Raw genomic sequence first — 12,666 nt, 5'->3', positions numbered from 1 at the left:
GGCCGGGCGGTGGAAACGAGCCGGGCACAGTTCGGGCACAAGGGCTAAAGTCTGCCCATGCCCTTGCCCGATTCGCTGAGTACGCTGGCCGCCCGGTTGGCGGAACCTGTCGCGCTCACCGGGGTGATGGCCGAACGACCGCCGCGGGGTGGCGCGCAGGCCTCGGTACTGGCCCTGATCGCCGAGGAAGACGCCGGGCCCGACCTGTTGTTCATCGAAAAATCGTCCCTGCTGCGCAAACATGCCGGCCAGGTCGCCTTTCCCGGCGGACGGGCCGAGGAGCACGACCCCGACCCGATTCACACCGCTCTGCGCGAGGCCGAGGAGGAAACCGCGGTCGACCCGTCCTCGGTCGAAGTGTTGGGAGCACTACCGGCCGCCCATGTCAGCAACAGCGGTTTCGACGTCACCTGTGTGGTGGGGTGGTGGCGCGAACCCGGGCCGGTCTACCCGGCCGACCCCGGGGAGGTCGCCGCGGTGCACCGGATTCGGGTGGCCGACCTGGTCGAACCCCAACGCCGGGCCAACGTGCTGTACAACCCGAGCGCCTGGGGTCCGGCGTTCAACCTGGGTGAGTTGTTCATCTGGGGGCTGACCGCCCACCTGCTCGATGCCTTGTTGGATCTGGCCGCCTGGTCACAGCCCTGGGACACGAAAGCCTTCGTCGAGGTACCGCCCCGGTTCGGGATCGGTTTTCACCCCAACTCGCGGGTCGACGAACACTGAAACCCGCCCGTCAACGGTTGCCGGTTCAGCGGGCCAGCTGCTTGCCCTGCTCGCGGGCGGCCAACTCGGCCTGTACCTGCTCCCCACCCAGGGTCACCGCCTGTTTGGCGGCCGCCACGGTGGCCTGAGCCTGGGCGATGGTCTTCTCCGGCGCCTTGGCCTTGGACACCTGCGACTTGCCGATCAGCGCCAGAATGCCCGCGATCAGCAGACCCAGTACCGCCATCGTGACGAAGCCGAGCAGCACCGACAGCAGGGTGGAGAAGTCGAAGAGCTCGCGCCACATGATGCCGAAGCCGAAGGAGCCGGCCCAGATCAGCAGCACCAGGGCGGTGAGAGCGAAGACCGCAGCCCCGGCGAACATGCCGCCGCCGACCCCGGCCTTCTTCGCCGAACGGCCCAATTCCTGCTTGGCGAGTTCCAACTCGCCGGCCACCACCACTTTGACGTCATCGGTGATGTTCTTGATGATGTCGCCGATCTGGTCCGCCATGGAAGTCTCCTCGCCAATGTCGCTATGTCCTTCGAAGCCTAGTGCACACTGTCTGCCATGACAGACAGCCACCTCGCGGTTCGCTATGCCCACGCCGTCGATCAGCGCGACGGCGAGGCCCTGGGCAGCGTTTTCGCCCCCGACGCGGTCTTCGTCCTCGACCCCGCGATGGCCCGTCCGGGGCAACCCGCCCAGTGGCAGGGTCGGGACGCCATCGTCGAAGGGGTGCTGGCCGGGGTCGCCGGGTTGATCGCGACCCGGCACGAGATCCTCGGCCAGTCCCGACCCACCGGGAACACCACCCTCACCTACTGCCAGGCCCATCACATCTTCGAACACCGGGGCGTGCCCACCGACGAGGTGCTCGCGGTGCGCTATCTCGACACGCTGGTGGGTGATGGGGACGAGTGGCTGATCGAGCGGCGGGAGGTGTACCTCGACTGGTCGTGGCGACAGGAAGTGCGGTTGCCCCGGCGCAGTTGAGCGTCAGGGCTCCGGGGTCTCGCCGGCGTCCAAGCTCCCGATCAGTCGCACCGACCGCACCCGTCGGCCCAGGAAACGCGCCGCTTCCGGGGCGGTCGCCAGCCATACCGCAGCCCGGGCGGGCACGGTGGGGGAGTTCGTGGCGGTGTGGGCGGACACCTTGTCGGTACCTCCCCGGGCGAGACCGGATTCGGTGATCACGAAACCCGGGTCGAGATTGAAGGCCTGCACCCCGTGGGTTCGGTATTCGGCATTCACCACGCCGGCCAACCTGCCGAAGGCGGCCTTGGACGCGGCATAGGACAGCCCCCAGCCACCCGCTCCGGCGGCCGCCGGCGGGTCGGCGTAGGCCGAACCGGACACGATGTTGATGAACGTGCCGCCGCCCCGGCGCACCAGGTGCGGAATCACCGTGCGGGTCAGGGCGAGTTGATGCAGAAAGTTCCCCCGCCACATCGCCTCGGCGTCGCCGAGACTGATGTCGGCCAACCGGTCCATATTGCCCTCGGTCTGGGCATAGGCGTTGTTCACGCACACGTCGATCCGGCCCAACTCGGCGATCACCCGATCGGCCACCGCCTCGACCTCGTCGAGGTTCAGCAGATCCATCCGGATACTCGCCACCCGGGCGCCGTGGTCGAGAATTTCGGCCCTGGCCGATTCCAGCGACCCCGCCACCGGCAGCACCTCGGAGCCGGTGCGGGCCTTCACCGAGCCCTCACCCTCCCGCACGGTGCGGGCGGTGATCGCCACGTCGAAGCCGGCCTTGGCGAACTCGACGGCGGTGGCGCGTCCGATACCCCGGCTGGCGCCGGTGATCAGCGCGACCGGCCGGCTCAGAGGAACCGCTCCCGTCCGTACTGGATGAACTCGGCGTCCAGCTTGGCCTTCTCCTCCTCGGTCATCGGGTGGTAGCTCACCGCGTCGCGGCCCACCCAGCGGTAGACCGGCTCATCGGTGTGCCACTTGTCGGCCTGCAGGTCTCGCTTCAGCACCTTGTTGGAGCCGGTCACCGGCAGGTTCTCCGACACCCGGACGAATCGTGGGGTGGCCTTGGCCCCCAGATCGGCCTGCTCCCGCAGGAAAGCCGCGAAATGCTCGACGTCGAAATCGGCCAACGAGGCCACCTCGATCGCGGCCATCGCCTGATCGCCCGAACGTTGGTCGGGCACCGCGAAGACCCCACAGGCGATGGTGGCCGGGTAGCGGCGCAGCACGTGCTCGATCATCAGCGCAGAGGTGTTCTCACCATCGATCCGGATCCAGTCGCCCTTGCGTCCGGCGAAGTAGATGAACCCGTCCTGGTCGATGTAGCCGAGGTCGCCGGTCCAGTACCAGCCGTTGCGCAGCCGTTCGGCGTCCGCCTCGTCGTTCTTGTAGTACCCCTCGAAGGCCCGGGCGCCCTCGATGTTGATCATCTCGCCGATCGCCTCATCGGGGTTCTGGACGATGCCGTGCTCGTCCAGAATGGCCGGCGGACGTTCCTCGAAGTTGTCGGGGTTGACGATCTTGATGCCGGCATGGGCCGGCCGACCCAGCGCTCCAGCGGGGGCATCGGGGTCCAGGCGCACCGACCCGGCCCCCTCCGAGGAGCCGTAGCCCTCGTACAACTGGGCGCCGAAACGGCGGATGAACTCGGCCTTGTCATTCGGTGAGGCCTCGGTACCGAAACCCCGCTCCAGGGTGTTGTCGATGTCGTCGGGCCGTTCGGGGGTGGCCATCAGGTAACCCAGGGCCTTGCCGACGTAGGTGAAGAAGGTGGCCCCGAAGAAGCGCACATCGTCGAGGAACTTCGAAGCCGAGAACTTCGGGGTCAGTGCGACGGTCGCACCGTTCACCAGGGCCGGGGCCCACAGCGCCATCAGCGCATTGCCGTGGAACATCGGCATACAGCAGTAGTCGACATCATCGCGGGTGTGGAAGTACTTGCGGGTGTTGAAGTGGCCCAGCCAGGCCAGCCGACGCTGCGAGCACTTCACCGCCTTGGAACGCCCGGTGGTGCCGGAGGTGAACAGCAACAGCAACAACGACTCCGGGCCGACCCCGTCGGCGACCGCCGGTTCGATGCTGTCGCGCAACTCGGCCACCCGCGCCTGGTAACCCGGGTCGTCGACCAGCAGGAAGCGGTCGCGGCCCAGGCCGTGATCGAGGCGGCCGAGACGTTCCATCCCGGCGGTGTCGGTGATGATCAGTTGGCAGTCGACGAAGCGGATCTCATCGGCGAGTTCGGCATCGCCGCGGGTGGGGTTGATGCCGACCACGGTGGCGCCGACCAGTGCGGCACCGCCCAGCCAGAAGGCGAAATCGGGAACGTTCTCCAACAGCACGCCGATGTGGAAGGGGCCCTCGGCCCGCATCTGTTGGGCCAGTGCCCCGCGAGCCGCCGACTCGCGCACCACCTCGTCCCACGACCAGGTCTGCTCCCGGGTGCGCAGACCGGGGTGGTCGTCGCCCAATCGGGCCAGTAGAGCGGTCGCGATGTCCGGGTAATCATCCGGACGAGGCGTGCGGGGATCTTCGGTCTCAACGGTCATGGGTGGCAGCCCTCCTCGCGGGCACACGCTAACCACCCGCGGGAAGGCTGTAACGGGGCTATCCCGCTACTCGGGAGAGCCGTCCTCCCAGGACGGCACCTGGCTGGGTCGGCGGCGATGCAACATCAGGGCGGCGATCAGGGCCGACAGCAACGAGCCGAGCAACACCGCGGCCTTGGCGGCATCGAGCAGTTCGGCCTCACCGGGGAAGCTCAGCTCGGCCACCAGCAGGGCCACGGTGAAGCCGATACCGCCCAACATCGCCACCGCGAAGACATCGGTCCACCGCAAGCCCTCCGGCAGCGTGGCACTGGTCAGCCGGGCGGTCAGCCAAGCGGCCCCGGAGATGCCGAGCACCTTGCCCAGCAGCAGGCCGGCGATGATACCGAGCGCGACCGGTTCGGTGACGATGCGCTGCAGGGCGGGTCCGGTGACCACCACACCGGCCGACATCAGCGCGAAGATCGGTACCGCGATGCTGGACGAGATCGGGCGCCAGAAGTGCTCCCAGCGGTCGATCGGGTCGAGCGATTCGTCGGCGGAGGTTCTGGTCAACAGACCCAACAGCACACCGGTGATGGTGGCGTGCACCCCGGAGGAGAACATGCACCACCAGGTGATCAGGAACAGCACCACATAGATCGGCCACAGGTCGATGCGCAGCCGCTGCAGGACGTACCAGGCCGCGGCACAGGCCAGCGCCCCACCCAGCCAGAGCCAGGCCAGGGAACTGGTGAAGACCACCGCGATCACCGCGATCGCGCCGATGTCGTCGACGATCGCCAGGGTCAGCAGGAAGGCGCGCAGCCCGGCCGGTAGGCGGGGCCCGGCCAGGGCCAGCACGGTCAAGGCGAAGGCGATATCGGTGGCCATCGGAATGGCCCACCCCTCGACACGTCCGCCGGGCATCGTCAGGTTGATCGCCAGATAGAGCAGGGCGGGCACGATCATGCCGCCGATGGCTGCGGCGATCGGCACCATCGCCTGGGCCGGACGACGCAGTGAGCCGGCGGTCAGCTCACGTTTGAGCTCCATCCCGGCCACGAAGAAGAAGATCGCCAGCAGGCCGTCGGCCGCCCAATGCTGCAGGTCCAGCGGGCCGATGCCGATCTGCTGGACGGAGCGGTACGAGGCGGTGTGCAGATTCGCCCAGACCAGGCCGGCCACCGCGGCGGCCAGCATGAAGATGCCGCCGAAGGTTTCCATCCGCAGCACATCGGAGATCGCGATGGCGTCCTGATGGTCCGGACGGGGGAACAGCACGATCCGGCGACGGCGTGATCTGGAGGCGGACACGAAACTCCTGAAAAATTGGGTGCGCGAATGGGGCTTGCCGACCAGACTTCCCGGCGCTCCGGGCACAGATAGTACAGCCTCGTCTCCACCCGGGCGCACGACAACGGCCCGGGCGGGGCGAAGCGCCGCACCCGGGCCGTCTCGACGGAAACCGTGGGCCGAGCCGTCAGGAGCCCGAGGCCAGATCCTTCTGGATCGTCTGCATCACCGACGAGTCGGTCAACGTGGTGACGTCACCCAGTTCGCGCCCCTCGGCCATGTCGCGCAGCAGGCGGCGCATGATCTTGCCCGAACGGGTCTTGGGTAGTTCGTCCACCACCAACACCTGGCGCGGTTTGGCGATCGGCGAGATCTCGTGGGCGACGTGATTGCGCAGGGTGTTGACGATGTCGTCGTCCTTTTCGTGGCCACCGCGCAGAATCACGAAGGCCACGATCGCCTGTCCGGTGGTCTCGTCGGTGGCGCCGACCACGGCGGCCTCGGCCACCGCATCGTGGGAGACCAGGGCCGATTCGATCTCGGCGGTCGACATCCGGTGCCCCGACACGTTCATCACGTCGTCGACCCGGCCCATCACCCAGAAGTGCCCGTCCTCGTCCTTCTTCGCGCCGTCGCCGGCGAAGTAGATGCCGGCGTAGCGGGCCCAGTAGGTGTCGATGTAGCGCTGATCATCACCCCACAGGGTGCGCAGCATCGCCGGCCACGGCTTGGTGACCACCAACAGACCGCTCTCGCCGTTTTCGACCGGCTGGCCGTCCTCGTTGACCACGTCGACCGAGACCCCGGGCACCGCGTACATCGCCGCGCCGGGCTTGGTCTCGTCGACCCCGGGCAGCGGCGACATCATGTGCATGCCGGTTTCGGTCTGCCACCAGGTGTCGACCACCGGGGTGCGGTTGTGGCCGATGTGCTCGCGGTACCACAGCCACGCCTCGGGGTTGATCGGCTCACCGACCGACCCGAGAATGCGCAGGCTGGACAGTTCGAACTCCGCCGGCACCGCCGGACCCCACTTCATGAAGGTGCGGATCGCGGTCGGGGCGCAGTAGAGCACCGTGACCCGGTACTTGTCGACGATCTCCCACCAGCGTCCCTTGTGCGGGGTGTCGGGGGTGCCCTCGTACATCACCTGGGTGGCGCCGTTGGCCAGCGGGCCGTACACCAGGTACGAGTGACCGGTGACCCAGCCGATGTCGGCCGCGGTCCAGCAGATGTCGTCGTCCTTGAGGTCGAAGATGCCCCAGTGGGTGTAGGAGGTGCCGACCAGGTAACCACCGGTGGTGTGCAGGATGCCCTTGGGCTTGCCGGTCGACCCCGAGGTGTACATCACGTACAGCGGATGCTCGGCGGGGAAAAGCTGGTATTCGTGGGTGCTCGGCTGCTCGTCGACCAGTTCGTGCCACCAGTGGTCGCGGCCCTCGGTCATCGGGGTGTCCTGGCCGGTGCGGCGCACCACGATGGTGGAGCGCACCTCGGGGCAGTGGGTGAGGGCTTCGTCCACCGCGGGCTTGAGGGCGGCCGCGGCACCGCGCCGGTAGCCACCGTCGGCGGTGATCACCACGGTCACCCCGCAGTCCTGCACCCGGGTGGCGATCGCCTCGGCCGAGAAGCCGCCGAAGATCACGGTGTGAATGGCGCCGATCCGGACGCAGGCCAGCATCGCCACCACGGCCTCGGGGATCATCGGCATGTACACCGCGACCCGGTCACCGGCCTTGACACCCAGCGACTCGAGCGCGTTCGCGGCCCGGCAGACCGATTCGGTCAACTCGGCGTAGGTGATGGTGCGGGTGTCGCCGGGCTCACCCTCGAAGTAGTAGGCGACCTTGTCGCCGTTGCCGTTCTCGACATGACGATCGGCGCAGTTGTAGGCGGCGTTGAGGGTGCCGTCGGCGTACCACGTGGCGAAGGGGGCGTTCGACCAGTCGAGGGTCTGGGTGGGCTTGTCACCCCAGCTGATCCGGTCGGCCTGCGCGGCCCAGAAGGCTTCCGGATCTGCTGCGGCCGCCTCCCGGTCCGCGGCGGTGACGTTGGCGTGAGCAGCCAATTCGGGAGGAGGGGGGAAGGCCTTCTCGTCCCGGGTGTTCGTCGCCTCTTCGCTCATTGCCCCAGCCTCCTGAGAGTTGAATAACCTGTGAGGGCTACCACACTATTACCCGAATGGGGAAGTTCCTCCGATCCGGGTGAGAATGGGCCGGGTGGGGTCGCCGATCCTGAACCCACACAGACATCGCACCTCGGTGCCCATACTCCGGACGGTTTTCACCCATGAAACGCATCGCCAGTTTGAGCATGACGAACCGAGCGTTGATCGCATTGATCACGATCTTCGTGATGATCTTCGGGGTGATCACCGCGCGCAGCCTGAAGCAGGAATTGATCCCGTCGATCTCGATTCCGGTGGCCGTGGTTTTCGTCAGCTACCCGGGCGCCTCCCCGGCGGTGGTCGAGGAGCGGGTCACGGTGCCGATCGAGCAGGCGGTCGGATCGCTGCAGGGGCTGGAATCGACCAACTCCACCTCGTCCACCGGGTCGGCGACGGTGGTGGTCGAAATGACCTACGGCACGAATATGTCGGTGGCCCAACAGGATGTGAAGGCCGCCGTCGACCGGATCGAGGGCCTGTTGCCCGACGAGGCCGACGTGCAGGTCTTCACCGGCAGTGTGGACGACCTGCCGGTGCTGCAGGTGGCGGTCTCGGACGACACCGATCGGGGCAACCTGGCCGCCCGGGTGGATGCCCTGGTGATGAACGACCTGGAGAAGATCGACGGGGTGCGGGCGGTCAGCCTCACCGGGGCACCCGTCCCGCAGGTGCTGGTCGATGTCGACCACGAGGCCCTGGCGGAGAACGGGATCGGGCTCGACGCCGTCCAGCAGGCCCTGGGGGCTGCCGGGCAGCGGGTCTCGGCCGGTGAGCTGACCGAGGGTGAGAAGAAGCTCGCGGTCACGGTCGGGCAACGCTTCGGGTCGGCCGATGACGTCGCAGCGCTGCGGATCGCCACGCCCGACGGCAAGACCATCCGGCTGGACGAGGTCGCCGAGGTCACCCGCAAGAACGAGGCCGCCTCGTCGCTGTCGCGCACCAACGGTGAACCCTCGCTGACCCTGGCGATCACCAAAACCCCCGACGGCAACACGGTGCAGATCAGCAAGGAGGTCAAGGCGCTGCTGCCCACCCTGGCCGGGGAACTCGGTCAGGGAGCCGAGTTCACCACCGTGTTCGACCAGGCCCCGTTCATCATCCAGTCGATCGACGACCTGCTGCGCGAAGGTGGCCTGGGTCTGATCATGGCGGTGATCGTGATCCTGGTGTTTCTGTTGTCGGTGCGCTCCACCCTGGTCACCGCGGTCTCGATTCCCACCTCGGTGCTGGCCGCGCTGATCGGCATGCAGGTTTTCGGCTACACCCTGAACATCCTCACCCTGGGTGCGCTGACGATCGCGATCGGTCGGGTGGTCGACGACTCGATCGTGGTGATCGAGAACATCAAACGGCATCTGTCGTACGGCACCGCGAAGCATCGGGCGGTGCTCACCGGGGTGCAGGAGGTCGCCACCGCGATCACCTCGGCGACGATCACCACCGTGGCGGTATTCCTGCCCCTGGGGCTGGTCGGTGGGCAGGTGGGCGAGTTGTTCCGTCCCTTCGCGATGACCACGACCCTGGCCCTGATGGCCTCGCTGCTGGTGGCGCTGACGATCGTCCCGGTGCTGGCCTACTGGTTCCTGCCCCGGCCCACCGGCGAGGTCGACCGGGCCGAGGTGCAGGCCCGGGCCGAGGCCGAGGAACGTCGCTCGTGGCTGCAACGGCTCTACGTGCCAACCCTGGGCTGGGCGCTGAACCACAAGATCGCGGTGTTGCTGATCGGTGTGCTGTTGCTCGGCACCACCGGGGCGCTGGCCACCCGGCTCGACACCACCTTCCTGGGCGACACCGGGCAGAACACCCTGCGGGTGCAGCAACAGTTCACCCCGGGCCTGTCGTTGGCCAAGCAGGACGAGTTGGCCCGTCCGGTTGAGGACGCGTTGCTCAAGGTCGACGGGGTGGAAACCGTGCAGACCACCGTCGGCAGCGCCGGGGGCCTGGACGTGTTCGCCGGCTCCTCGGCCGACAGCGCCTCCTTTGCGGTCACGATCGACCCCGAGGCCGACGCGACCGCGGTCACCGCCCAGGTGCGCGAACGGATCGAATCGATCACCGATGCCGGTGAACTGACGGTGGTGGCCGGTAGTGAGTTCGGCTCGAACACCATCGACGTGATCGTCGACGCCCCCGACAGCGAACGGCTCGCCGAGGCCAGCGAAACGGTCACTGCGGCGATGCGCGAGGTCGAGGGCACCGCGGACGTGACCAGCTCTCTGTCGGCCGATCGGCCCACGGTCGAGATCGTGATCGACCGCACCAAGGCTGCTGACCGGGGTGTCGCTCCGGAATCGGTGGCCGGCACGGTGCGGGGTCTGCTCGCCCCGCAGCAGGTGAACACCATCGAATCGGGGGCAGCCACCTACGACGTGGTGCTGCAGGTGGGTGATTCGCCCAAGTCGGTGGCCGAACTGGGCGACATCGAACTTGCCGGGATGCCGGCCGAGGCGACACCCGGCCAGGTCCCGGCGGGCCAGGGTCAGCCCGGACAGCCCCAGCAACCCGCCGAACCGGTGACCGTCCGGCTGGGCGATATCGCCTCCATCAAGGAAGTGCTGGTGCCGACCTCGCTGGGCCGCAACGACGGCCAGCGTTCGGCCACCGTGTCGCTCACCCCGACCGAGGCCAACCTGGGGGCGGTCACCCAGCGGGTGGAGGAGAAGCTGGCCGAGGTGTCCCTGCCCGAAGGAGTGGACGTGCGGGTCGGCGGGGTCTCGGCCGAACAATCCGACGCCTTCTCGCAGTTGGGGTTGGCGCTGCTGGTGGCGGTCGCGATCGTGTACGTGGTGATGGTCGCGACCTTCAAATCACTGGTGCAGCCGCTGATTCTGCTGGTGTCGATTCCCTTCGCCGGCATCGGGTCGGCCGCGGCGCTGCTGATCACCGACACGCCCCTGGGGGTGCCGGCCCTGATCGGTTTGTTGATGCTGGTCGGGGTGGTGGTGACCAATGCGATCGTGCTGATCGACCTGGTGAACCAGTACCGCGATCAGGGTCAAAGCCCCCGCGACGCGGTGCTGAACGGTGCCCGGCAGCGGCTCCGTCCGATTCTGATGACCTCGGTGGCAACGATCTGCGCGCTGCTGCCGATGGGGCTGGGCCTCACCGGTGGCGGGGTGTTCATCTCCAAACCGCTCGCAGTGGTGGTGATCGGTGGTCTGCTGTCGTCGACCTTCCTGACCCTGATTCTGGTGCCGGTGCTGTACCTGTTGATCCAGCGCGGCAAGCGCGACGACGTGCGCTTCGACGAGGCGATCCCCGGCGAACCGGAGCCGGCGGTGGCCGGTCTCGAGGTGAAGCCGCGCCGGGCCATCGAGGGGTAGCCCTAGAGCCGAAAGTGCAGCACCTCGCTGTCCTCGGGTGCGGGTTGCTGAGCCGGGTCGACCTGAGCCCGCCAACAAATCGTGCGATAGGGCAGTTGCAGCGGTTCGGGGGGCCTGGCCACCTCGTCGTACACCGCGCCGACGGCTTCGATCGCCTCGGCCTCGCGTTCGGTGCCACCGATTGCGGGACGGGAAACCACCATCGCGATCAACTGCTCGCGGGTGACCTCCACCCAGGTGCGAAAACCCCGCTCGGTGACGTCGGAGAAGTACTGGCTCTCGCGCAGGCTACGCACCGAGTCCTGGCCGAAATCGCCGCGCATCGCGGTGTCGTCCAGCGAGCGCACCAGGCTCGCGAAGCGTTTCACCCACGGCACGGTGTCGTCGCGGACGGTGTAGGACACCGCGAAATGACCACCGGGCTTCAGCACTCGGGCGACCTCGCTGAACAGCAGGCCGGGGGCGAACAGGTGCAAGGTGCTGATCGCGGTAACCGTTTCGAAGCTTCGGGTGGCGAAGGGCAGGGATTCGGCGTGTCCGGCGACGTGGCGTCCGGTGGGGATCCGGGCGGCCAGGCGGGTGATCCGGCCGGGGTTGGCGTCCAGCCCGAAAACGTGGTCTCCGCGGGCGTGCAACACCCTGGCGAAGCTGCCCGTGCCCGACCCGAGATCGAGTACCAGTGACCGGTTGTGCGGCACCAACCAGTCGACCACCTCGGGCCGAAAGGTTGTCGTGGTCACCGGTCGTGCTGCCATGCGGCAAACTTAGCCGGTATGACGGATCCTGCAGCGGTTTTGGGCCGAATCGAGGGCGTGCCGTCGGCCGTCCGGTCGGGTTTGGATGCGGTGGACACCCTCTTGCGTGACCGGGGGATGCGCACCGTGCCCGCCGAGCAGTCGGCCAAGGCGCTGCACGCCGGGGCCCGCGCCAGTGCCGAGATCGCCGACCGTGACGAACCCGCCCCCGATGGCACGAGTTGGGAGGCCGGCGCGGTTCGGGCCGCCACCCAGGTGCTGGAGCTGGCGCCGCTGATCCGCAAGGAACCCGGCCAGGTGATCGCCCGGGTGCATGCCCTGGTCGCCCGCGGCTACCTGCCCGAGGACGGCCTGGGCAGACAGCGCAACGACCCGGGGGTCGGGGAGCGGATGGTGGGGCTGCACGCTCTGCTGACCACTCCGACCGAGGCCTCAGCCCTGGTGGTCGCGGCCATCGCGCACGCCGAGATCGCCACCGTCCGGCCCTTCGGTGCCGGGGACGGGATCGTGGCCAGGCTGGTGGAGCACTTGGTGTTGATCGAAGCCGGTATCGATCCGCGGGCGGTGGTGGTGGCCGCTGCCGGACATCGGGCGGCCGGGGCGGAGTACACCCACGCGCTGGAGGAATATGCGAACGGCGGTCCGGTCGGGGTGCGGGAGTGGATCCTGCACTGTGTTCGGGCGGTGAGCTACGGGGCCGAGGTGTCTCCGCTGGCCGAGATTCCGGTGCGCAAACAGCAGGGAGCGCCGCGGGGGCCGAAGAACGGGAGTGCGAACACCGACTGAGCCGAGAACCGCAAAGGTCGGGAATTGACACGGCACCCGCCAATGGGCGGGTGCCGCATCGCACTTCAGCTCAGGTGATCATGCGCAAATCTAGTGTTGGTCTCGGGCGGTCCCGGATCCAACT

Annotated in this window: 10 protein-coding genes; 4 read left to right on the top strand and 6 right to left on the bottom strand. The window is 67.9% G+C overall.

The genetic code is table 11. The features are described 5' to 3' along the window. Window positions 1-57 precede the first annotated feature (57 nt). Window positions 58-726 (top strand): NUDIX hydrolase, encoded by a 669-nt coding sequence (locus ACR4XW_RS05170; protein ID WP_434759470.1) that lies wholly within the window; start codon window positions 58-60, stop codon window positions 724-726. Window positions 727-751: 25 nt separating this feature from the next. Here ACR4XW_RS05170 and ACR4XW_RS05165 read toward each other — a convergent pair whose 3' ends face one another. After that, entirely contained in the window at window positions 752-1,219 is a 468-nt protein-coding gene (locus tag ACR4XW_RS05165) for a phage holin family protein (RefSeq protein ID WP_434759469.1), read from the bottom strand. A 57-nt stretch (window positions 1,220-1,276) separates the two neighbouring features. Between ACR4XW_RS05165 and ACR4XW_RS05160 the strand changes: the two genes are divergently transcribed. Next, window positions 1,277-1,702, top strand: coding sequence for a nuclear transport factor 2 family protein (locus tag ACR4XW_RS05160; protein ID WP_434759468.1), 426 nt, complete (start codon window positions 1,277-1,279; stop codon window positions 1,700-1,702). A gap of 3 nt (window positions 1,703-1,705) precedes the next feature. On the opposite strand, the gene ACR4XW_RS05155 is transcribed toward ACR4XW_RS05160, so the two are convergent. From ACR4XW_RS05155 to acs, 4 genes are all read right to left on the bottom strand, one after another. Next, the gene (locus ACR4XW_RS05155; protein WP_434759903.1) at window positions 1,706-2,521 is read right to left on the bottom strand and encodes an SDR family NAD(P)-dependent oxidoreductase; all 816 of its coding nucleotides are present in this window, start codon (window positions 2,519-2,521) and stop codon (window positions 1,706-1,708) included. Window positions 2,522-2,538: 17 nt separating this feature from the next. After that, the gene (gene casI / locus ACR4XW_RS05150; protein ID WP_434759467.1) at window positions 2,539-4,236 is read right to left on the bottom strand and encodes a steroid-22-oyl-CoA synthetase; all 1,698 of its coding nucleotides are present in this window, start codon (window positions 4,234-4,236) and stop codon (window positions 2,539-2,541) included. 66 nt (window positions 4,237-4,302) lie between these two features. Then, window positions 4,303-5,532, bottom strand: a complete 1,230-nt coding sequence (nhaA, locus tag ACR4XW_RS05145; protein WP_434759466.1) for a Na+/H+ antiporter NhaA — start codon at window positions 5,530-5,532, stop codon at window positions 4,303-4,305. Between the two features lie 166 nt (window positions 5,533-5,698). Next, a complete protein-coding gene (gene acs / locus ACR4XW_RS05140; protein ID WP_434759465.1) occupies window positions 5,699-7,636 on the bottom strand; it encodes an acetate--CoA ligase in 1,938 nt (645 codons plus the stop codon). 164 nt (window positions 7,637-7,800) lie between these two features. On the opposite strand from acs, the gene ACR4XW_RS05135 reads away from it, so the two are divergent. After that, entirely contained in the window at window positions 7,801-11,001 is a 3,201-nt protein-coding gene (locus ACR4XW_RS05135; RefSeq protein WP_434759464.1) for an efflux RND transporter permease subunit, read from the top strand. A gap of 2 nt (window positions 11,002-11,003) precedes the next feature. Here ACR4XW_RS05135 and ACR4XW_RS05130 read toward each other — a convergent pair whose 3' ends face one another. Further along, window positions 11,004-11,756 (bottom strand): class I SAM-dependent methyltransferase, encoded by a 753-nt coding sequence (locus ACR4XW_RS05130; RefSeq protein ID WP_434759463.1) that lies wholly within the window; start codon window positions 11,754-11,756, stop codon window positions 11,004-11,006. Window positions 11,757-11,774: 18 nt separating this feature from the next. Here ACR4XW_RS05130 and ACR4XW_RS05125 point away from each other — a divergent pair, with 18 nt between their 5' ends. Continuing rightward, window positions 11,775-12,542, top strand: coding sequence for a Fic family protein (locus ACR4XW_RS05125; RefSeq protein WP_434759462.1), 768 nt, complete (start codon window positions 11,775-11,777; stop codon window positions 12,540-12,542). Window positions 12,543-12,666 lie beyond the last annotated feature (124 nt).

Origin of the sequence: Pseudenemella bisphenolivorans (assembly GCF_051133435.1) — a bacterium.
Taxonomy (GTDB): Bacteria; Actinomycetota; Actinomycetes; order Propionibacteriales; family Propionibacteriaceae; genus JAAYAO01.
Note: the sequence above shows the minus strand (reverse complement) of the source record. Positions and strands in the feature narration are given on the sequence as shown.

Bases quoted from the DNA above. Each gene is read 5' to 3' on its own strand.
- ACR4XW_RS05170 (WP_434759470.1), top strand. From the start codon at position 58: ATGCCCTTGCCCGATTCGCTGAGTACGCTGGCCGCCCGGTTGGCGGAA.
- ACR4XW_RS05165 (WP_434759469.1), bottom strand. From the start codon at position 1,219: ATGGCGGACCAGATCGGCGACATCATCAAGAACATCACCGATGACGTC.
- ACR4XW_RS05160 (WP_434759468.1), top strand. From the start codon at position 1,277: ATGACAGACAGCCACCTCGCGGTTCGCTATGCCCACGCCGTCGATCAG.
- casI (WP_434759467.1), bottom strand. From the start codon at position 4,236: ATGACCGTTGAGACCGAAGATCCCCGCACGCCTCGTCCGGATGATTAC.
- acs (WP_434759465.1), bottom strand. From the start codon at position 7,636: ATGAGCGAAGAGGCGACGAACACCCGGGACGAGAAGGCCTTCCCCCCT.
- ACR4XW_RS05135 (WP_434759464.1), top strand. From the start codon at position 7,801: ATGAAACGCATCGCCAGTTTGAGCATGACGAACCGAGCGTTGATCGCA.
- ACR4XW_RS05130 (WP_434759463.1), bottom strand. From the start codon at position 11,756: ATGGCAGCACGACCGGTGACCACGACAACCTTTCGGCCCGAGGTGGTC.
- ACR4XW_RS05125 (WP_434759462.1), top strand. From the start codon at position 11,775: ATGACGGATCCTGCAGCGGTTTTGGGCCGAATCGAGGGCGTGCCGTCG.